Annotated in this window: 16 protein-coding genes; 12 read left to right on the top strand and 4 right to left on the bottom strand. The window is 61.6% G+C overall.

Features of this window, described 5'->3' with window-relative positions; genetic code table 11:
* Positions 1–84: 84 nt before the first annotated feature.
* On the bottom strand, positions 85–1,503 hold the full coding sequence (locus MJQ68_RS08585) for a CCA tRNA nucleotidyltransferase (RefSeq protein WP_238750632.1): 1,419 nt from the start codon (positions 1,501–1,503) through the stop codon (positions 85–87).
* 77 nt (positions 1,504–1,580) lie between these two features.
* Between MJQ68_RS08585 and MJQ68_RS08580 the strand changes: the two genes are divergently transcribed.
* Complete coding sequence (locus MJQ68_RS08580; RefSeq protein WP_238750631.1) at positions 1,581–3,437, top strand: lamin tail domain-containing protein; 1,857 nt, start codon at positions 1,581–1,583, stop codon at positions 3,435–3,437.
* On the opposite strand, the gene MJQ68_RS08575 is transcribed toward MJQ68_RS08580, so the two are convergent.
* Positions 3,410–4,705: a serine hydrolase domain-containing protein gene (locus tag MJQ68_RS08575; RefSeq protein WP_238750630.1), complete on the bottom strand. Its 1,296-nt coding sequence runs from the start codon at positions 4,703–4,705 to the stop codon at positions 3,410–3,412. The two genes, MJQ68_RS08580 and MJQ68_RS08575, sit on opposite strands and share 28 nt — an antisense overlap.
* 39 nt (positions 4,706–4,744) lie before the next feature.
* Positions 4,745–5,533, bottom strand: coding sequence for an acyl-[acyl-carrier-protein] thioesterase (locus MJQ68_RS08570; RefSeq protein WP_238750629.1), 789 nt, complete (start codon positions 5,531–5,533; stop codon positions 4,745–4,747).
* A gap of 44 nt (positions 5,534–5,577) precedes the next feature.
* On the opposite strand from MJQ68_RS08570, the gene MJQ68_RS08565 reads away from it, so the two are divergent.
* The 8 genes from MJQ68_RS08565 (at position 5,578) to htpG (ending at position 15,467) form a co-directional block, all read left to right on the top strand.
* The gene (locus MJQ68_RS08565; RefSeq protein WP_238750628.1) at positions 5,578–6,093 is read left to right on the top strand and encodes a hypothetical protein; all 516 of its coding nucleotides are present in this window, start codon (positions 5,578–5,580) and stop codon (positions 6,091–6,093) included.
* Between the two features lie 184 nt (positions 6,094–6,277).
* On the top strand, positions 6,278–8,002 hold the full coding sequence (locus MJQ68_RS08560) for a DUF6089 family protein (RefSeq protein WP_238750627.1): 1,725 nt from the start codon (positions 6,278–6,280) through the stop codon (positions 8,000–8,002).
* Positions 8,003–8,168: 166 nt separating this feature from the next.
* Positions 8,169–9,107, top strand: coding sequence for a tetratricopeptide repeat protein (locus MJQ68_RS08555; protein WP_238750626.1), 939 nt, complete (start codon positions 8,169–8,171; stop codon positions 9,105–9,107).
* A 54-nt stretch (positions 9,108–9,161) separates the two neighbouring features.
* Positions 9,162–11,099 (top strand): OmpA family protein, encoded by a 1,938-nt coding sequence (locus MJQ68_RS08550; protein ID WP_238750625.1) that lies wholly within the window; start codon positions 9,162–9,164, stop codon positions 11,097–11,099.
* Between the two features lie 15 nt (positions 11,100–11,114).
* On the top strand, positions 11,115–11,804 hold the full coding sequence (locus MJQ68_RS08545) for a hypothetical protein (RefSeq protein WP_238750624.1): 690 nt from the start codon (positions 11,115–11,117) through the stop codon (positions 11,802–11,804).
* Positions 11,804–12,784 carry a succinylglutamate desuccinylase/aspartoacylase family protein gene (locus MJQ68_RS08540; RefSeq protein ID WP_238750623.1) on the top strand — a complete coding sequence of 327 codons (981 nt, stop codon included), beginning with the start codon at positions 11,804–11,806 and terminating at the stop codon, positions 12,782–12,784. The genes MJQ68_RS08545 and MJQ68_RS08540 overlap by 1 nt, the downstream gene beginning before the upstream one ends.
* Positions 12,785–12,794: 10 nt before the next feature.
* Positions 12,795–13,376: a nicotinate (nicotinamide) nucleotide adenylyltransferase gene (gene nadD, locus MJQ68_RS08535; RefSeq protein WP_238750622.1), complete on the top strand. Its 582-nt coding sequence runs from the start codon at positions 12,795–12,797 to the stop codon at positions 13,374–13,376.
* A gap of 204 nt (positions 13,377–13,580) precedes the next feature.
* Positions 13,581–15,467: a molecular chaperone HtpG gene (gene htpG, locus MJQ68_RS08530; RefSeq protein ID WP_238750621.1), complete on the top strand. Its 1,887-nt coding sequence runs from the start codon at positions 13,581–13,583 to the stop codon at positions 15,465–15,467.
* Between the two features lie 55 nt (positions 15,468–15,522).
* Here the strand turns inward: htpG and MJQ68_RS08525 are convergent, their stop codons facing one another.
* Positions 15,523–16,107: a VOC family protein gene (locus tag MJQ68_RS08525; RefSeq protein ID WP_238750620.1), complete on the bottom strand. Its 585-nt coding sequence runs from the start codon at positions 16,105–16,107 to the stop codon at positions 15,523–15,525.
* A gap of 62 nt (positions 16,108–16,169) precedes the next feature.
* On the opposite strand from MJQ68_RS08525, the gene MJQ68_RS08520 reads away from it, so the two are divergent.
* From MJQ68_RS08520 to MJQ68_RS08510, 3 genes are all read left to right on the top strand, one after another.
* Complete coding sequence (locus MJQ68_RS08520) at positions 16,170–16,769, top strand: hypothetical protein (protein ID WP_238750619.1); 600 nt, start codon at positions 16,170–16,172, stop codon at positions 16,767–16,769.
* Positions 16,770–16,927: 158 nt separating this feature from the next.
* Positions 16,928–18,439 carry an SUMF1/EgtB/PvdO family nonheme iron enzyme gene (locus tag MJQ68_RS08515; protein ID WP_238750618.1) on the top strand — a complete coding sequence of 504 codons (1,512 nt, stop codon included), beginning with the start codon at positions 16,928–16,930 and terminating at the stop codon, positions 18,437–18,439.
* Between the two features lie 87 nt (positions 18,440–18,526).
* On the top strand, positions 18,527–19,849 hold the full coding sequence (locus MJQ68_RS08510; protein ID WP_238750617.1) for a UDP-N-acetylmuramoyl-tripeptide--D-alanyl-D-alanine ligase: 1,323 nt from the start codon (positions 18,527–18,529) through the stop codon (positions 19,847–19,849).

Genomic DNA, 19,849 nt, shown 5'->3' with positions numbered 1-19,849 from the left:
GTCAGGAAAATACTCAATTAAATTTTTGCGCTTAAATCCCCGATATCCCCCCAAATATTGGCATCATCCCCCAGGAATACCCGATCATGCCTGCACCGGCGTGATGGATAGCTCGGCGGCTACCGCCAGCATCTTGGTGTATGCGGCCTGGTATTCATTGTCGATATCGCCGTCCAGGATGGCTTCCCGTACTGCATCCTTGATCTGTCCTACCTCGCGACTCGGCGGGATGCCGAAGGTTTCCATGATGAGCTCTCCGGAGATGGGGGGCTGCCAGTTGCGCAGGTGGTCTTTTTCTTCGATCTCCTGCATCCGGCTACGCAGCTGCTCGTAGTTCTCGAGGTAGCGCTTCACCTTGCGGGGGTTCTTGCTGGTGATATCGCTCTCGCAGAGGGTCATCAGGTCGTCGATGTCCTCACCCGCATCGAAGAGAATACGGCGCACGGCCGAGTCGCTGATCTCCTCCTGGGTCAGGGATATGGGCCGTTGGTGCAGGGCTACCAGCTTTTGCACGTACTTCAGTTTGTCGTTGGGTAGGCGCAGGCGGCGGAACACCTTGGGTACCATACGCTCCCCCACCGCGTCATGGGCATGGAAGGTCCAGCCCGCCTCGGCTTCCCAGCGTTTGGTGCGGGCCTTACCGATGTCGTGGAGCAGGGCGGCCCAGCGGAGCCAGAGATCCGGGCTCTTGCGGGCCAGATTATCCACCACCTTGGCAGTGTGCAGGAAATTGTCCTTGTGCTTGCGCCCGTTGCGGCTCTCTACACCCTTAAGGGCGGACAGCTCGGGCAGTACGTAATCCAGCAGACCGGCCTCGTCGAGCAGCAGCAGACCGATGCTCGGCCGGGGCGCGAGCAGGATCTTATTGATCTCGGTGGCGATACGCTCCCAACTGATGATCCGGATCCGGTCGCGGTACTCCTGGATGGCCCGGAAGGTCACCGGATCGATCGCGAAGCCCAGCTGGGTCGCAAAGCGAATGGCGCGCAGCATCCGCAGGGGGTCGTCGCTAAAGGTCTTGCCCGGCTCCAGGGGGGTGACGATGCGCTTAGCCTCCAGGTCCTCGAGTCCGTTGAAGGGGTCGATGATGGTGCCGTAGTCCGCATCGTTCAGGCTGATGGCCAGGGCGTTGATGGTGAAGTCGCGCCGCAGCTGGTCATCCGCCAGGCTACCTGACTCTACGGTGGGCTTGCGGCTATCCGAGCGGTAGCTCTCCTTGCGGGCGCCTACGAATTCAATATCCAGGTCGTGGTGCTTGAGAGCTGCGGTACCGAAGCGTTTGTAGACCGTGACCCGGCTCCGGGGATGCAGGCTATCACCCACACAGCGTGCCAGCTCGATACCACTACCCACGCATACGATATCCAGGTCCTTACTGGGCCGCGCCAGTAGCCGGTCGCGCACATAACCCCCTACCACATAAGTAGGATAGCCCAGCTGCCCGGCGGCATGGCCAATAAGCTCGAAAATCTTACGCTCGTCGTCCCGAATCTGAAATACCATACCAACTGCAAAGATAAGATTTAACCGCACTCCACATATAGTAGAGTGGGCCGGGCGACCTATGTGGAAAAAACAGTATGACCCACATTATCCCCCGCTTTCTATGTATTGCACTCCTGTGGTGCGCGCTCTGCACCAGCGGCCGCGCCCAGGATACCATCTATTACCAGGACTTCGAAACACCCGACGAAGGAACGCTGGACTACAGCACCAACGTGGCCCCCTACGGCAGCGGCGGATTGCCCACCTGGAACGTCGTATCGCGTATCAAAGGTATCGAAACGGCCTACTCCGGCGATTCTTTCTGGGCAGTACGCGACGCAGACAATGCCCTGGCGAGTGAGCCGGTCGGGCGACTCACCTTCGACGCCGGTGATATCTGCCGGCTCACCAGCGCCCGCTTCGTCTTCGCCTATAACGTGATCGGCTACGACGGGGGGGACGACTTCGGCTACGAACTGTACCTGGACGGCTTTCTGCACGAACGGGTCATCCTGGTGGACGGGCGCAACGGCGGGGGCGTATCGACCGACGGCTGGGTCACCGATACCGTAGCCGTACCCGGTACCGCACAGACGGCCAAACTGGTCCTGTACTTCGACCAGAACGGCGACGACGTAGCCGGGCTGGATAACCTGCAACTGCTCGCTACCGGCACCAATGGAAGCTGTGCTGCCGTATGTGGCATCAAACTCGGTAAGCCCAAACTCGACTGTACAGACTTCACCGCCGCCGCCGATGGGGTGCGTCTGACCCTCCCCTACCGGGGAGCCGAAGCGGGTGTCCGGGTGCGCATCGATGGGGGTACCGTCGGTGGCGACGACCCGGCCCTGGTACAGGACGGTAAGATCGACGTACAGGGCCTGCAGGAAGGGCAGTCCTATATACTACGGGTAGACGGCGGCGACTGCGCCCTGGAATTATCCCTGGACCTGCCGGCCGATCAGTGTGCCCCCAGCGACCTGGTGATCAACGAAGTGCTGGCCGACCCGGGCGAGGACATCAACGGCGACGGAATGATTAACGCGGGTGATGAGTTCGTAGAGATCTACAACACTGGTGACCAGACGGTAGACGTAGCCGACCACACCCTGCACGATGGGTCCAACTCCGGTCCGCGCTTCATCTTTCCGGATGGGGCGGTACTGGGGCCGCGCGAGACCTTTGTCGTATTTGCGGCGGGGAGTGACCAGCTGACCGCATCCTGCGAATACGGAATCGCCAGCGGCTTTCTGGGGCTAAATAACGACAGTCCGGAAACCGTCACCCTGCGCAACCCCGCCGGCCGGGTAGTGGCCCAGGCCAGCTTTGACGATGCGCCCGCCGGGGAGTCGCTCACGCTTCACCCGGATGGCAATAGCGCGGGAGGGTACGTACCCTACTCCTCCATCGACCCCGACGCTACCTCCCAACCCTGTAGCCAGGTGGTGGCCGCACCGGTGGAGCTGCTCTTCTTCACCGCCACCCCCATGCAGGACGCCGTACGTCTCGACTGGGCTACGGCCAGCGAGCAGAACAACGAGCGCTTCGTCGTGGAGCGGAGTAAGGCCGGTCGCGTCTTCGAGACGGTGGGTCAGGTACCGGCCGGCGACGGCACCTACGTACTGGTGGATAACACGCCCTTTCCCGGACAAAACCTCTACCGCCTGCGGCAACTCGACTTCGACGGGGCGGAGACGATCTACGGACCCATCAGTGTGCGTCTTGATAGCGGCATCATCCGGCTGTACCCCAACCCGGTGGTCAGTAAGGTCTTTCTGAGTGGAGAGCTGCCCGCGGATCAGCCGGTGACCATATTCCGCAGCGACGGTCACGTAATGCTGCGTACCCAGGGTACGACTATAGATGTCTCCCACTTCCCGGCCGGCAGCTACTACCTGCGCCTGGAGGGCGGCGGCGGGGCACCTCAGTCGCTGCGGTTCATAAAGGAATAGAGCAGGGTGTGGATGCGCGGTCGGATATTAAGCGAGTAGATGGCCCCCCGCTCCCTGCTGGGGTGGACGCGGTTGCTCAGGAACACGTACAGCAGCTCGTGGGCCGGGTCCGCCCAGACAAAGGTGCCGGTATATCCGCTGTGTCCAAAGCTGGCCGGGGAGGCCGCCCGGGCCACGGAGCTCGCCGCTGCATCGTAGGTCAGGAGCGGCTTATCGAAGCCCAGTCCGCGGCGGTTGCCCTCCTCGGGGTACTGGTAGCGGGTGAATTCCGCGATCGCTTCCTCGGTCAGGTACCGCCGCCCGTCGTAGGTGCCCCCGTTGAGGAGCATCTGGTACAGCTTAGCCAGGTCTTCGGCGGAGGAGAACAGTCCGGCATTGGCGCTTACTCCCTCCATCATGGCCGCACCCTCGTCGTGCACCACACCGTGCAGGGTATCCATGCGAAAGAAGGTGTCTACCTCGGTGGGCACGATCCGTTCCAGCGGGATACCACGCTCCAGCGGCCGGTACCCCAGGGTAGTGGCCCCCAGGGGATCATAGAACTGCTGGCGCAGGTACTGCCGGTAGTCCATTCCCGTGGTGCGCTCCACGTAGGCGGGCAGCAGGTAGAACAGCAGCCCGGAGTAGGCGTAGGTGCCGGGCGGCTGCAGGGGAGATTTGCGGATGGCCCGGTAGATGTGCCGCTGGCGGTACTTGCGGTGGAGCCACAGCTCGTCTGTAAGCCGGATCGGAAAGCGGCGCGAGCTATCGGACTTAATGGTCGCCCAGCGGAAGCGGCGGTCGTTGGTACGCGTGGCATGCCAGTCGTCCTTCCAGGGGTAGCGGGCTTGTCCCCGCAGGGTGGTCTGCCAGTAGGGTACCCAGGGGCGCAGTCCCGCCCGGTGGGCCAGTACGGAGCGTAGGGGGATGTGCTGCTTATCGGTCTGCTTCAGCTCCTCGAACAGGATACCGAGGGGGGCATCCAGGTTCAGCCGGTGCTGTCCGTACTGCTGCATGAGCACGAGCAGGGCGGAGCTGGTCTTGGTCACCGAGGCCAGATCGTACACATCGTCCGGTCGGGTGGCGCGACGGCGCGCGTAGGTGTGGTGGCCGGCCGTGACGTGTACCAGCCGCTCCCCCTTGTGCCACACCAGCACCTGTGCGCCGGGAAAGGCACCCCCCGCGATGCCTTCCTCCAGTACCGCACGGATGGAGTCGGCCAGGGCCAGCGTATCCTGGGCATGCACCGACGTACCGTAGAATAGCAAAACAAGCAGGAGTAGACGCATAAGAATGAAGTGGGCGGGAACGCGGGTGCGGTGAATATACTACCGGGCTACCCACTCGGTTTCCATGGTAGCCAGTAGCTCGTCGTCCCGCATCAGGGTATGGCGGAAGGTGACGGGGCCGTTGGTGTCCAGGCGGGTAGACCCGGCGCGCAGCAGGTCGCCGTAGCGCGCCTCCCGGTGGTAGGTGATGTCGGCCCGACGGGGCAGGTACTGGGTCAGGTGATCGATGCCGAGGGGTTCCACCATGAGTTCGGCGAAGGCCGGATTGGTGAGGTGGTTATTGAAGTCTAGGTGGGCATAGGTGACGCGGAAGGTCATTCCCTGGTCGGTCCGTTCCGGGGGCTGCACCTTGCCCTCGGGCCAGGGGAGGTGCTGCGCTGGCGGCGGCAGGTCAGTCAGCAGCTCTGTGACACTGGTGGGGAGGGGTTTGATCCGTCGGCTGCTGGTGTTCATGGTCGACCAGGCGGAGGTAGACGTGATCAGGGGGGTACCCTGCGCGTCGAGCAGGTAGAAGTCGCGAATGATGAGCAGGCCGCGTTCCACCCGGGCGGGAAGGGTGAGGACCTGTACGTCCTGACCCAGGGTAGGCCAGTGCGCAGCCTGGATGATCTGACGATGCAGCACCCAGGTAAGTCCCTGCTGTGCTACTAACTGGGGGGTGGAGATACCTAGCCGGTCCGAATTGCGCATGGCAGCTTCCTGAAACAGGCGGATCAGGTGGGGGAGGGTCAGGTACTGGTGGGGGCCCACCGCGGAGGCCAGAATCCGGGAGGAAACCGTCTCGGAAAGAGAGGTGCGCGGCGGAACGGAGGGAGGGGAAGCGGACAAAGTAAAACTATTTGTTTAGTTTTGGGCCACTCAAAACATCTTGTATGGCCCTACGCGCTAGTTTGCGTCCGGCACGCCGACCGGTCTACCTCGCATCCTACGAAGGTACCGTACGGTCGCTGGAACCTACCGAGGATACTGAATCGACCGCGCAGCCCGAGCCCGACGCTGACCCTGTTCAGGCCGGGGTGGCACCGCTGCGGTACGCGTTTCCGGAGGCGGGGGCCGATACTGCCGGCGGACAGTGCGACGGGTACTGCTTTTCCATTCTGTTTGCGGCGGGCAAACTGGAGCGGACCTATACCATGGTGCGGGAGTTCCTCCTGGAGCACGGCTACGGTAGCGTACCCATACCCGCTGACGTGGCCGAGCTGCAGGCGTTTCGTCTGCCACCCAAACTGCGGCACCAGCTCTCGCTCTTCGGGGTAGATGGCTACGTGCACAACCCGATCAAGATCGTATTTCCACCCCGGGGCAGCAAGCGCGGTAGTCTCCGCGTTGAGTTGTACGACGAGGCAGCCGCCGGTCACCTGCTGCGGTTCCACCAGCGGAGCAAGTAAGTAGCGTGTGAAAGTGGCCTATTCGCACAATTACTAACTGCGTAAGCTGTTTAAGCCCTAAAATTGCACCCTCGTACTACCACGCCTGAACAAAAGCAGGCCATAAACGATAGAACGATCAATGCCCCCAAACCAACCAAGGGGGTGCATACCTAGCACACAATCAAACGTCAAACCCGCACATATGCTTAAGCAACTACTCTTCGTTTTCGCGGTTCTCACCAGTATTACCGTGTACGGACAGGATACTCCCGTCACCATGGACGACCCGCTTACTACGGATGCTCCACTCAGTACTGAAACCCCCGAGAGCCCCTACCCCTGGTCGTTCGGCCTCAAAGTAGGTGCCGCATCCATGGGTGGCGATCTGGTTGACAAGGACATTATTATCCTCAACCAGCCCCGTCTGGGTGCAGGTGTCTTCCTGCGGCGCGCACTGGGTGATGCCCTGGCCCTTCGGCTCGACCTGATGTACTTCTCCCTCCGGGCAGAAGACGAGAATAGCGATGATGCCGGCCGCCGCTCGCGAGGCTTCACTTCCCAAACCACCATCATCGAGCCCAGCCTCAGCATCGAGCTTGCCCCCTTTGCCGGAGGTCGCTTTACGGATGATTACACCTTCCGCCCCGGACTTTCCCCCTACGTGATGGCCGGAGTAGGCTACGGTATCTGGGGTGACGTCACTACCGAATACAATGAACTAGGTAACCCACCCAGCACCCAGGAGCTGGCGCTGATCAACACCGACAAGAGCGACCAGGCCGATGACGGCGGCGGAATAGTCTTTCCCCTAGGCGTAGGCCTGCGGTACCACCTCAGCCCTAAATCTGCGCTAGGTGTCGAGTACAGCTTCCGGATCACCGGTTCTGACCTCATCGACGGCGTGTCCGCTTCCGGCGACCCCGATGATGATGATACCTATGCCTTTCTCGGTCTGACCTACACCGCCGGCTTCGGCTCGCGCGATGCAGACGGCGATGGTATCAATGACGAGGATGACGAATGTCCCACCCAGCCCGGACCCGCGAACACCAATGGCTGTCCTGACGCGGACGGTGACGGTGTAGCCGACAAGGACGACGAATGCCCCAATGAGGCCGGTGTTGCTAACCTCAACGGTTGCCCCGATGGCGACAGCGATGGCGTAGCCGATAAGGACGACGACTGCCCCACCGAGCCCGGTACCGCTGCTACCAACGGTTGCCCCGATGGTGACGGTGACGGTGTAGCCGACAAGGATGATGAGTGCCCCGATGAGGCCGGACTCGCCAGCCTGAACGGTTGCCCCGACGGAGACGGTGATGGTATCGCCGACAAGGACGATGAGTGCCCCGCCGAGGCCGGACCCGCCGCTACGAATGGCTGCCCCGACCGCGATGGTGACGGTATCGCCGACAAAGACGACGAATGTCCCGATGAGGCTGGTGTAGCCGAGCGCAACGGTTGCCCGCTGCCCAACGACCGCCCCGAGAACCTGCAGGAGCGGACCACCCGCTACGGTCAGATCCTCGAAGGTCAGGACTTCAGCCACATCCGGATCGACTCGATCAACGGAACGATCATGATCGACCGTATCTTCTTCCCCACCGATGCATCGAGCCTGAACCGGCCCGACCGCCTCATCATCGAAGAGATCGACCGCTTCCTGTCGCTGCCCGGTGCTGAAGACTTCAAGATCCGCTACGAAGGTCATGCTGACCGCCGTGCTTCGGACGAGTACAACATGAACCTCTCGCAGCGTCGGGCGAACTCCGCCAGTGAGTACTCCGAGCGTCAGGGTGCCGACCCCGCTAACCTGAGTACCATCGGCTTCGGTGAAAACCAGCCCGTTGGTGCTACCCTACGTGAGAATCGGGTAGTGATTCCAGTAGCTACCGAAGCTACCCGGATGATCGATCTGCGCAACTAGGGTAAACTTAGTATACCCATTCTGTTGAAAAGAGGGTGCCTCCCGTACGGAGGCACCCTCTTTTCGTTAGAATATTCTCACCTTTGTGGTAACACTCAGTGGGGAGAGCGGGCCGGTACACGAAGATGTACTTATTGGTTAGTAGGAGAAAAAAGCTTATTGGGAAATGTCTGAGTACAAAGTCATTATTGCAGGACAATTGGAGTTCGGCTCCCGCCGGGCATTCAACCAGGTCATGGAGCAGTACGCGCACCGGATGGAGAATTACTACAAGAACGATATCCTCCTTAAACCGGAGAATATCTTTAAGGAGGAAGAACTCACCCTGGACGTGCCCCGCACCGTACTGCCCAGCAGCGAACGGCTCTGGCTCAACACGCTGAACCTGCTGGAACGGGTGGTCACCTTCAGCATCGCCGGTAGCCTGAATATGTGGCGGCTCAGCGCGGGTACGATGATCGACTACTACCAACTCGAACCGAAGAGCGATCGTACCACCGTTCAGCTCTTCAACCGGGGCCGCGAACTGGTCGACCAACGCGACAACGAGCAGGAAGCGCTCAATATGATGACCAAGGTGGTGGGGCGCTTCGAACGGCACGCCCAGGCCTACGAGCGGCGGGGATTCGTCAACTACCGCCTCGGCAACGACAAGGACGCGCACTACGACTACTCCAAAAGTATCTCGATCAACCCCCTGATGCCCGAGAGCTACTACGGACGGGGACTGGTCAATCTCCGCATGGGAGATATGGAGGCCTCAGCCGTAGACTTCGAAGCCGTCACCAAGAACAGTATTCCGCACCAGTCCATCTACTGGATGGCACAGGTAGCATTAGGCGACGTCTCGCTACAACTCGGCCGACCAACGGATGCCATGCGCACTTATGGTATGTTCACCAAGCGCAAGCAACGCATCGCCAGCCTGGACCGCTACGACCGCCGGGTAGGCTTCGAACTGGGCAAACTGTACCTCAAGGCGGATCGTGCGGTCGATGCGGTCGTCGCCCTGGAGCGTGCCCTGGAGGGTGCACCCGACCATAAGGCGCCGGAAGAAGCAAAGATCCGTGCCCTGCTCGACACCGCCCTGGCCAGCCGCTCGTAGCGTACTTTTCAGGCGCCGCACGCGTTGGTAGTACACAAGCGTCCGTGATCTCTTATGTACTTCTTCTACCTGCGTCTGCTCTGGACCCTGCTGCTGTGCAGCCTGCTTTCTCCCCTCATGGGGCAGGCAGGAACGCAGGAGCTCAAGCGCCGTGACCTGGAGGAACTAGCCGCCGTGCAGTCCCTGATGACACTGCAACGCTTTGACGATGCCAGTCAGCGGCTGGCCAAATTAGTAAAGAAGTACCCCGAAGTAGCCGAGTTGCGGTACCTCGACGGCGAGATCGATCAGTACGAACACCGCTACGCCGAGGCCGCCACGGCCATCACCAAGGGCATTGCGCTGGACGGAGGTAGCAGTGCACGGGCATACCGTAGATTGGGTGACGTATGCACTCAGGCGGGTGACTACGCTGCCGCACTCGGCCACTACGAAACCTACCGCGCCAAAGTAGGTGAGGGCGGACGTGCTTCAAGTATCGCTACGGCGGATAAACTGGTCGCTCAGGCGCGCACCGTGGCCGAGCTCGCTGCTAATCCATATCCCTTCGCACCTGCCCCCCTGGGCCCCGGTGTCAATACACCCGAAAGCCTGGAGTACTTCCCCAACCTGAGCGTAGACGGGCAGCAACTGATCTTTACCCGCCGGGTAAACCGGCAACAGGAAGACTTCTACCAGAGCCGGCGGCAGGCTGACGGGCAGTGGGGCAAGGCTACCCCCCTTACGGGCGTCAATACCGAACTGAACGAAGGAGCTCAGACCATCACCGCCGATGGTAACTACCTCGTCTTTACGGGCTGTGGGCGTCGGGACGGGGCCGGTGGCTGCGACCTCTACGCTAGTACGCGCGTAGGCGATCGCTGGACGGACGCGGTCAACCTTGGTCCGGGGATCAATACCCGCTCTTCGGAGAGTCAGCCCAGCTTATCGCAGGACGGCAGCCTGCTGTTCTTTGCCAGTAACCGGGAGGGCGGGCTGGGGCAGGACGATATCTACGTCGTGGGTCGTAGGGCAGACGGCAGTTGGGGCAGACCGGTCAACCTGGGTCCGACCGTAAACACGCCATCCAATGACCGCTACCCCTTCTGGGCCGCAGACGGTAAGACGCTCTACTTTACCTCCAGTGGCCGACCCGGTATGGGTGGGGCAGACCTGTTCAAGACCTCGGTGAACGCGGCCAATCAGTGGCAGAAACCCACTAACCTGGGCTACCCCATCAACACGCCGGGGGAGGAGACCAATCTGTTCATCGCCCTGGATGGACGGACGGCCTACTTCAGTAAGGGAGTGGGTAATGATATTGATATTTACACCTTCGACTTACCCGGCAAACTGCGTCCCGCCCCGGCTACCTACGTACAGGTGAGCGTGGTGGACGATCAGACGGGCCAGCCCCTGGAGGCCAGCGTACGCCTGCAGCCGCAGAAGCCGGGCGGGATCGTCTCGGCCCGGTCCACCGATGCCTCGGGACACTACCTGACCGTACTGCCGATCGGGCTCGACTACGGCTTTTCCGTGGAGAAGTCCGGCTACGTATTCTATTCCGACCGCTTTTCGCTGACCGATACCTTCTCCGTCACGGAACCCTTCCGGCTACAGATCCGGCTACAGCCCGTCAAGGAGGTCGCCAGTAGTGAAACTGCCGAAGCGGATGGTGCGATCGTGCTGCGCAATGTGTTTTTCGAGACCGCCAGCGATGCGCTCATCGGGCTGTCCACCGAGGAGCTCGACCGGCTCGCTACGCTGCTGCGGGAGCAGCCCGCAGTGTCCGTAGAGATCGCCGGACACACCGACGATGTGGGTACGGAGGCTGCCAATCAGACCCTCAGTGAGCGCCGCGCCCGGCGGGTAAAGGCGTACCTAGAAACGCAGGGTATCGCGGCGGAGCGTATCACGGCGGTGGGCTATGGGGAAAGCAGACCAGTGGCTACGAACGCTACCGAAGCGGGGCGTGCCAGCAACCGCCGCACCACCTTCCGCTTGGTCTTTTAGTCCTACTTTTGTGGCATGTCCGATCAATCATTGGTGGCCCCTCCCCCAGCATCCCGCAACCTGCCGGCCCTGCTGATCAGTGGGTTATTCCATCCCCTGTTGATGCCGACCTACCTGTTCCTCCTCCTGGTGGGCGTGAACCCCTACTTGTTCGGCACTACGGAACTGGGGGACTCCCGGGCGATGAGTAACCTCATCCTCATCTTCCTGGACACCTTCGTGATCCCGGTCGTAGCGGTGTTCATCATGGCTCGGCTCAACATGATCAGTAGCGTCATGATGCACGAGAAATCGGAGCGCATCGGGCCGTTGCTCCTCGTGATGGTCCTCTACTTCTGGATCTACTGGAACTTCAACAAGAGCAATCAGACCCCCACGATCTTCAATGCTTTTCTGCTGGGCGTGGTCATTGCGCTGGTGGTGGCCTTTGTGATCAATCTGCTGGACAAGATCAGTCTGCACGCTACGGGCATGGGCGGACTGGTTGGAGCAAGCATCATCCTGCTGGGACTCTACGGCGGAGACGGCATCCCCATCGGTAGCCTGACGATCGGACTGCCCCTGGTCGTGCTGATCGCCGTACTGCTGGCCGGGCTAGTGGGTACGGCCCGCCTCGCACTCGGGGCGCACGACAAGCTACAGCTGAGTGTAGGGTATGCCCTGGGATTCGTGGCGCAGTTCGTGGCCCTAAAGGTGTACTACTGATGCAGCATACCGGTGAACACCTCCAGGCCGATCCGCTCGGGGAATCTCCGCGGGTCATCGGACACTACGTCGGTACGGAGATGGGTCCGCTGGTGGTGGCCATCGGTGGTATCCACGGCAACGAGCCGGCGGGCGTCACCGCCCTGGAGCAGCTCTTCGACCTGCTGCGCGAGGAACCCTTGATCAATCCCGGCTTCACTTTCCGGGGCGAGTTGCTGGCCCTACGCGGCAACCTGGCTGCCCTGCGCACGGGGCACCGCTACATCGATACCGACCTGAACCGTATCTGGAGCCCCACCCGCAAGCGCCAGGCGACCAACTCCGAAGACCGGGAACTGGACGGACTACTGGCTGCCATCGCTCATGCCCTCGACGAGGTACCGGCCAGCGAGCTGATCCTGCTCGACCTGCACACCACTACGGCTACCGGTGGAGTATTCGCCGTCACGGGGGACGACCGGCCGAGCCTGCTCCTGGCTGCCGAGCTAGGCGTACCCGTGATCAAGGGAATGCTCAGCAACCTACAGGGGACCACCCTGGGGTACTTCCGCGGTGGCGACTTCGACTTCCAGCGGCCCAGCCGTGCCGTCACCTTCGAGGCGGGCTCCCATACCGATCCGCAATCGGTGGACCGTGCCCTGGCCGCTACGGTCAGTCTGCTGCGCGCGGTAGGCTGCGTACGCCCCGAAGACGTCAATACCCACTACGACGATACTCTGCGGGATGCAGCCGCCGGTGCCCCCCCACTACTCGAACTGGTCTACGTGCACCGGATCACGGCGGCCGAGCGGGATTCCTTCGTGATGCGGCCGGGCTACGAGAATTTTCAGCCCGTGACGGCCGGTACCCTACTAGCTGACGACGCCGGCGGACCCATCGCCGCACCCTGCGATGGCTACCTGCTCATGCCGCTCTACCAGGCGCAGGGTGAGGAGGGCTTCTTCATCGTAGCGACCTATCCTTCCCCCTCCGGCTTCTAAGTACTACACTATGGCCAGGCGGCAGATCGGTCTTTTTTTTGGCTCCTTCAATCCGGTGCACACCGGGCACATGATCCTGGCCAACTACATGGCCACCCGGACTGCCCTGGATGAGGTATGGATGGTCGTGAGCCCCCAGAATCCCTTCAAAAAAGCCGGTAGTCTAGCCCGCGATCACGACCGCCTGCACCTCGTCGAACTGGCTATCGGAGAGACGCCCCGCCTCAAGGCCAGCCGGGTGGAGTTTGACCTGCCGAAGCCGTCCTACACCATCGATACCCTGGCGGTGCTGCGCGACAAGTACCGCGACTACGACTTCACCCTCATCATGGGCAGCGACAACCTGGCCTCGCTACACAAGTGGAAAAACGCCGATATCATTTTGCGCGATTACCGCATCCAGGTCTACCGCCGGCCCGGCCAGGAGGGCGGGGAGTTGAGTACCCACCCCAGCGTCACCGTATACGACGCTCCGCTGATGCAGCTCTCGGCCACCTACGTGCGCAACTGCATCCGGGAGGGGCACAGCGTGCGCTACCTGGTGCCGGATGCGGTGGCGGAGGAGCTGGAGAAGTCCGGGCTGTATCGGTAGAACGCAGCCTCCTGGCTGCGTAGTCCAATGCAACCTCCGGTTGCGCCGGTGAGACTCGCTACCGGAGGTAGCTTCGAACTTCGCAGCCGGGAGGCTGCGTCTGACGCGTCTGATGCCCGCCAATCTGACAGTCGGACTCATTTGGAATAACTCTTGAGCCTTATCCCCGGGACCGTGCGTCCCCACCACCAAAACAAATCAACTATGCAGAAGGGTAATATCTCCGTACAGACGGAAAACATCTTCCCCATCATTAAGAAGTTTCTCTATTCCGATCAGGAGATCTTCCTGCGGGAGCTCGTATCGAACGCGACCGACGCTACCAGTAAGCTAGTCACCCTGGCCCGTAAGGGGGAAGCGAAGGGAGACTACAGTGACCGCACCATCGATATTATGATCGATAAGGAGGCCGGCACCCTTACCATCCGCGACCGCGGCATCGGTATGACGGAGGAGGAAGTCAAGAAGTACCTCAACCAGGTAGCGCTGTCCTCCGCTCAGGACTTTGTCGATAAGTACCAGGACGACGCCTCCATCATCGGACATTTTGGCCTGGGCTTCTACTCCGCCTTCATGGTGGCCGATAAGGTAGAGGTAGTCACCAAGAGCTACCAGGACGGTAGTACGGGCGTGCGCTGGATCTGTGCCGGCGACCCCAGCTACGAGATCGGCGAAGCCGAGCGAGACATGCAGGGCACCGACGTCATCCTGCACATTAGCGAAGACAGCAAGCAGTACCTCGAAGAAGACGAGATTGAAGGCCTGCTGCTGAAGTACTGCCGCTTCCTGCCCTATCCCATCCGCTTCGGCACCAAGACCGAGACGGAGTATAAGGAGTTTGAAGGGGAGGTAGCCGAAGGCGAAGAGAAGCCCGAACCCGAGAAGATCGAAACGGAGGTAGATAACGTCATCAACAACACCGATCCGCTCTGGAAGAAGTCGCCCGCCGACCTTACGGACGAAGACTACAAGGCCTTCTACCGCGAGCTCTACCCCATGGGTGAGCCCCCGATGTTCTGGATCCACCTCAATATCGATTACCCCTTCCACCTGACGGGTATCCTCTACTTCCCCAAGGTGTCCGGTAAGCTGGAGCTGCAGCGCAACAAGATTCAGCTGTACAGCAACCAGGTGTACGTCACGGATAACGTATCCGATATCGTCCCCGAATTCCTCACCCTCCTTCACGGGGTGATTGACTCCCCCGATATCCCCCTCAATGTATCGCGGAGCTACCTCCAGGCCGATACGAACGTCAAGAAGATCACCGGCTACATCACCAAGAAGGTGGCCGAGAAGCTCAGCAGCCTCTTCAAGGAAGACCGGCAGGCGTACGAAGAGAAGTGGCCCGACCTGGGCGTGTTCGTCAAGTACGGCATGGTGAGCGAGGAGAAATTCTATGACCGCGCCAGCAAGTTCGCCCTCCTGGAGAACACCGAGGGCAAGTTCTTCACCATCGAGGAGTACTGCGAGCGGATCAAGGAACAGCAGACCGATAAGTACGAGCGACTGGTAGGTATTTACACTGCCGATGCCACGCGTCAGCACACGCTCGTCGAAGCGGCACGCGACCGCGGCTACGACGTACTCAAGTTGGAGCACGCCATCGATGCGCCCACCATCCAGACCCTGGAGCAGAAGGAGGACAAGCTCACCTTCGTCCGTGTCGACTCGGCTACGCCCGATCAGCTCGTGCAGAAGGACGAGGAGAAGGAGAACCTGCTCGACGAGACCCAGCAGGAGACCATCACCAAGCTATTCACCGATGCGGTAGGCACCGGCGGCACCGTAGAGCTCAAGCCGCTTGACGTGCAGGACGCCCCCGTGCAGATCGTCCGCAACGAGTTCATGCGCCGTATGAAGGAGATGCAGATGATGCAGGGCATGGACGCCAACATGTTCCCCGACAGCTACCAGGTCGTTGTGAACGCCAATAACCCCATCGTGAAGGAGCGCCTATTGGACGTAGAGGACGAGGCCACCCGCGCCGAGAACGCCACCTACCTCTACCAGCTCGCCCAGCTCAGCCAGCAACTGCTGACGGGTGCCGACTTGAAGGCCTTCATCGACCGCTCCATGAAGATGATGTAGATCACTTGATGTAGTCCCTGACGGGCCCGGTAGCTTGCTGCCGGGCCCGTTTTCATTACAGCCGTACCAGCCCAATGGGCCCCCGCACCGTAGCGGCGATACGCGGGCTAGCGGCCTGCACCGCCCGCTGACCGGCTCCGTAGCGCTGTAGGGTTTGATTAACCGTGTGCTCGTCCGGGCTGTACAGCCGCAGGTCTACCAGTTCTACCCCGGCGTCCGGCAGGGCCTCGGCGGGGTGAGTGGTGGAGCCCGACCAGTCGATCAGGAAGGGCACGACCTCGGTGGCCGGGGCCGAGCCGGGGTCGGTCAGTCGCCAGTGGAGGGCCCGGCCATCCGCTAGGATGCGGGTGCCCTGCTGCCAGTCTTCCGTGGGGAAATCCTTCGCACCTGCGTGTAGCGCCCACCTGCTCAGCCGGGGGAGGGTGCCCAGGTCGATACCCATCCAGCGGGGTGCCGGTAGATCGGTCGTGGGGTCTACCGCCAGTACTTCCAGGTAACTGCGGGGCCCGAGGCGGAGCAGGGCGTTGTGCGTACCGCGTGCCGTATGCCGTCCGCCGGGGGAGAACAGCAGGCCCGCGGAGGCAAAACGAGCGACGGCAGCCTGGAGATCGGCCACCACATATACCAAGTGATCCAGCATGTACCAAAGGTAGGCGCTAACTTTGCCGCTTCCTTGCTGGACTACCCCGATAACTGACACGTATGCGTTTGTTCTTTTTCCTGTTACTGCTGTGCCTGTGCGCCAGCCTGCCCGCGCAGAAACGCGGCAACCCCGCCCTGGCCCAGGACGTGCCCCTGCAACTGCAGTTCGATACCGTGATCCAGGTCTCCAACCGCTACCGCGAAGGCAATAGCGAGTTTCGGGTAGTGCGCCGCGCCTACCTCGATGCGTTCATGGCCAACGTGAGCGACTCCCTCTCGCAGTATCCCCTGGAGATCGGCCGGCTACAGGAAGAGAAGGCCGCGCTGCAGGAGCAGATCGACGCCACCAGCTCGGAGGTGAGCGAGCGCGATGCCACGATCGCCGAGCTGAACGCGGAGCGGGATAGCGTCAACCTCCTGGGCATGCAGCTCAACAAGGGCACCTACAGCCTCATCATGTGGGCCCTCGTGATCGGTCTGCTGATCGCCCTGCTGGTAGCTCTGGCCAGCACCCGAATTGCGGCGGCCAACAACACCGAACTCAAGCGGGAGCGCGACAAACTGGCCGGTGAGCTGGAGACGAGCCGCAAGAGCCGCCTGACCGTAGAACAGGACCTGCGCCGTCAGCTGCAAGACGAAATCAACCGCCGCGGCAGCTAGGACCGGGCGCGTGCGCGGGTGCGGTGAAAGTTTAAGAAAACGAACACAATAGTCCCCCGACCTATTGGGTTTTACTAGCCGTAGGTCCGGCCACCCCTGCGTACCCTAGCTGCAACGATTTCCGGACTACTACCTTATAACTGGACGACCACCGTACTATGCATTTATCAAAACTCCTGCCGTTCTTCTGTCTGGTACTCCTACTGGCCGGCTGCAACCGTAACAACGAGCGCAACCGCACGACTAACTGGAAGTACAACGACGAGAAGTGGGGCGGCTACGAGAAGAACGCCGACTTCGAAGGGCAGGAAACGCCCCCGAATATGGTGCTCATCCCGGGCGGCACCTTCGTCATGGGCTACACCGAAGAGGACGTACCCTACGACTGGGACAACATCCCCCGCCGCGTCACCGTAGCGAGCTTCTACATGGACCAGACCGAGATCGCCAATGAGGACTACCTGTTGTACCTCGACTGGACCGCCGACGTCTACTCCGAATACCCCGAAGTACTGCTCAATGCCCTGCCCGATACGCTGGTATGGCGCGATGAGCTGTCCTTCAACGAGCCCTACGTGACCGGCTACCTGCGCCACCCCGCCTACGCCCAGCACCCCGTAGTGGGCGTGAGCTGGAACCAGGCCCGGGAGTTCTCCCGCTGGCGGACCGACCGCGTCAATGAGTCCATCCTCATCGACAAGGGCATCCAGGAGAGCCGCCCCGATCAGCAGGGCTCCGACGTGTTCGTCACCGATGCCTACCTGGCCGGACAGTACGAAGGCGTAGAGCGCAAGGGCAAGAAAGACATGACCACCGGAGGTACCCGCCCCGTGCGACTGGCCGACGGTATCCTGCAGCCCGACTTCCGCCTGCCCACCGAGGCGGAGTGGGAATACGCCGCCCTGGCCCTACAGGGACTACAGGAGAACGAGAAGGACGAGAACTACACCGACCGGCGCATCTACCCCTGGAGCGGTACCAGCATGCGCTACCAGCGCCACGATAAGAACCAGGGTAAGATGTACGCCAACTACAAGCGTGGCGCGGGTGACTACTCCGGTATCGCCGGCCAGCCTAATGACGGTAGCATGATCACCAGCAACGTCTTCGATAACTTCCCCAACGACTTCGGCCTCTACAATATGGCCGGCAATGTCAACGAGTGGGTGCTGGATCTGTACCGTCCGCTCACCACCCAGACGCTGGTCGACGCCGACAACCACGACCTCAACAGCTTCCGGGGCAACGACTTCCAGAACATCAAGCGCGATCAGGACGGCAAGGCCGTCGAAAAGGATAGCCTGGGTCGTCTGGTCTACGTACCCGTAGAGGATGCCGACGTCGCCAACCGCGACAACTACAACCGCGGCCGCGTCTATGACTACCTTGACGGAGACGAAGAGAGTGGAGCCGAGTACGCCACCGACGAGTACACCCTCATCAGCGATAAGGCGCGGGTGTACAAGGGAGGAAGCTGGGCCGACCGTGCCTACTGGCTCAGCCCCGGTACCCGCCGCTACCTCGACCAGGACCGCTCCAGCCGCACCATCGGCTTCCGCTGTGCCATGGTACGGGTAGGAAATAGCTCCGGAGTCGAAGACGCCAAAGTGAACCGCTTCGGATTGAAGCCAAGCAAGCAGAAAAAGAGCCGCCGCCGGTCCCGCCGGTAAGTAGCGCAACCTACTGCACTACAAAACGCCCCGTCTGAATTCAGGCGGGGCGTTTTGTTTTTGGCCCCCGTCCGGTAGCTTTGCGGTATGGAGTCACCCTACGTACCCCTCGCCGACCTCTACACCAACTACCTGGAGCGGCGCGACGTGCAGATCGACAGCCGGCAGGTACGTCCGGGCAGCATGTTCTTCGCCCTGCAGGGGGCAGCGGACGGCAACCGCTACGCCGCCGCCGCCCTGGAGGCCGGAGCAGCCTTCGTGGTCGTGGACGACCCCGGCGTAGTCGTACAGGACGACGACCGCTACCTACTCGTCGAAGATAGCCTGACCGCCCTACAGCAGCTTGCCCGTCGGCACCGTAGCAACTACGGGATGCCGGTACTGGCGATCACGGGAAGCAACGGTAAGACCACCACCAAGGAGCTGATCGCCGCCGTGATGGCGCAGCAGTACACGGTGCACGCTACCCCGGGCAACTACAACAACCACATCGGGCTGCCGCTGACCATCCTTTCGATGCCCGAGACCACGGAGATTCTGATCCTGGAGATGGGGGCCAATCACCAGGGGGAGATCGCCGCGCTCTGCGCCATCGGGCAGCCTACCCACGGGATGATCACCAACGTCGGAGAGGCCCACCTGGAGGGCTTCGGTGGACTAGCAGGCGTGATCAAGGGGAAGGGGGAGCTGTACGACTACCTGGCCGCCCACGGTGGGGTAGCCTTCCTCAACAGCGACGAGCCGCACCTGCCCACTATGGCCGTGGGCGTGGAGCGGGTCGTGGCCTACTTCACCAGTGAGTCCCCCTCGCCCCTCGTGCCGGGTATGGAGATCGGTACCCTGGCCGTGCACCCCGCCGTGCGGGTGGTCTTTCTGGACGAGCAGCGTGCCCTGCTTACCGCTACCACGCAGCTCAGCGGACAGCATAACCTGCAGAACGTCAAATCGGCCATAGCCATAGGGAAGTACTTCAAGGTGCCCGGCGTCCGCATCGTCAGTGCACTGCGCGACTACCAGTCCCGCAACCACCGGAGTCAGGTGCTGGAGCACCGGGGCGTGAGCTTTTACTGGGATGCGTACAATGCCAACCCCAGCAGTGTACTAGCTGCGCTACAGGGCTTTGCCGCGGGGCGTGATCCACAGAACAGTGTGGTCATCCTGGGCGAAATGCTGGAACTCGGCGAAGCATCAGCAGCGGCCCACCGGAGGGTCGTACTGCGGGCCGGACAGGTGGCGCGCACGGTGCTGCTGGTGGGGCCGGAACTGCTGGCGGTGGCGCGGGAGTTCGAGCGGCCGTACTTCGAGGACAGTCGGCAGCTGGCCGAGTGGTTCTGGCAGCAGGACTGGTCGGGCCGCCAGGTATTCGTGAAGGGGAGCCGGGGCAATAAACTGGAGCGCCTGCTGGAGTAG

The organism is Neolewinella maritima (assembly GCF_923081025.1).
GTDB classification, from domain to species: domain Bacteria; phylum Bacteroidota; class Bacteroidia; order Chitinophagales; family Saprospiraceae; genus Neolewinella; species Neolewinella maritima.
The sequence above is the reverse complement of the archived record's forward strand: the minus strand, read 5'-3'. Positions and strand labels throughout refer to the sequence as shown.

Excerpts from the sequence above, each read along its gene's own strand:
- MJQ68_RS08545 (WP_238750624.1), top strand. The coding sequence starts at position 11,115 with ATGTCCGATCAATCATTGGTGGCCCCTCCCCCAGCATCCCGCAACCTG.
- MJQ68_RS08515 (WP_238750618.1), top strand. The coding sequence starts at position 16,928 with ATGCATTTATCAAAACTCCTGCCGTTCTTCTGTCTGGTACTCCTACTG.
- htpG (WP_238750621.1), top strand. The coding sequence starts at position 13,581 with ATGCAGAAGGGTAATATCTCCGTACAGACGGAAAACATCTTCCCCATC.
- MJQ68_RS08520 (WP_238750619.1), top strand. The coding sequence starts at position 16,170 with ATGCGTTTGTTCTTTTTCCTGTTACTGCTGTGCCTGTGCGCCAGCCTG.
- MJQ68_RS08525 (WP_238750620.1), bottom strand. The coding sequence starts at position 16,107 with ATGCTGGATCACTTGGTATATGTGGTGGCCGATCTCCAGGCTGCCGTC.
- MJQ68_RS08540 (WP_238750623.1), top strand. The coding sequence starts at position 11,804 with ATGCAGCATACCGGTGAACACCTCCAGGCCGATCCGCTCGGGGAATCT.
- MJQ68_RS08585 (WP_238750632.1), bottom strand. The coding sequence starts at position 1,503 with ATGGTATTTCAGATTCGGGACGACGAGCGTAAGATTTTCGAGCTTATT.
- MJQ68_RS08555 (WP_238750626.1), top strand. The coding sequence starts at position 8,169 with ATGTCTGAGTACAAAGTCATTATTGCAGGACAATTGGAGTTCGGCTCC.
- MJQ68_RS08560 (WP_238750627.1), top strand. The coding sequence starts at position 6,278 with ATGCTTAAGCAACTACTCTTCGTTTTCGCGGTTCTCACCAGTATTACC.
- nadD (WP_238750622.1), top strand. The coding sequence starts at position 12,795 with ATGGCCAGGCGGCAGATCGGTCTTTTTTTTGGCTCCTTCAATCCGGTG.
- MJQ68_RS08575 (WP_238750630.1), bottom strand. The coding sequence starts at position 4,705 with ATGCGTCTACTCCTGCTTGTTTTGCTATTCTACGGTACGTCGGTGCAT.
- MJQ68_RS08565 (WP_238750628.1), top strand. The coding sequence starts at position 5,578 with ATGGCCCTACGCGCTAGTTTGCGTCCGGCACGCCGACCGGTCTACCTC.
- MJQ68_RS08580 (WP_238750631.1), top strand. The coding sequence starts at position 1,581 with ATGACCCACATTATCCCCCGCTTTCTATGTATTGCACTCCTGTGGTGC.
- MJQ68_RS08550 (WP_238750625.1), top strand. The coding sequence starts at position 9,162 with ATGTACTTCTTCTACCTGCGTCTGCTCTGGACCCTGCTGCTGTGCAGC.
- MJQ68_RS08510 (WP_238750617.1), top strand. The coding sequence starts at position 18,527 with ATGGAGTCACCCTACGTACCCCTCGCCGACCTCTACACCAACTACCTG.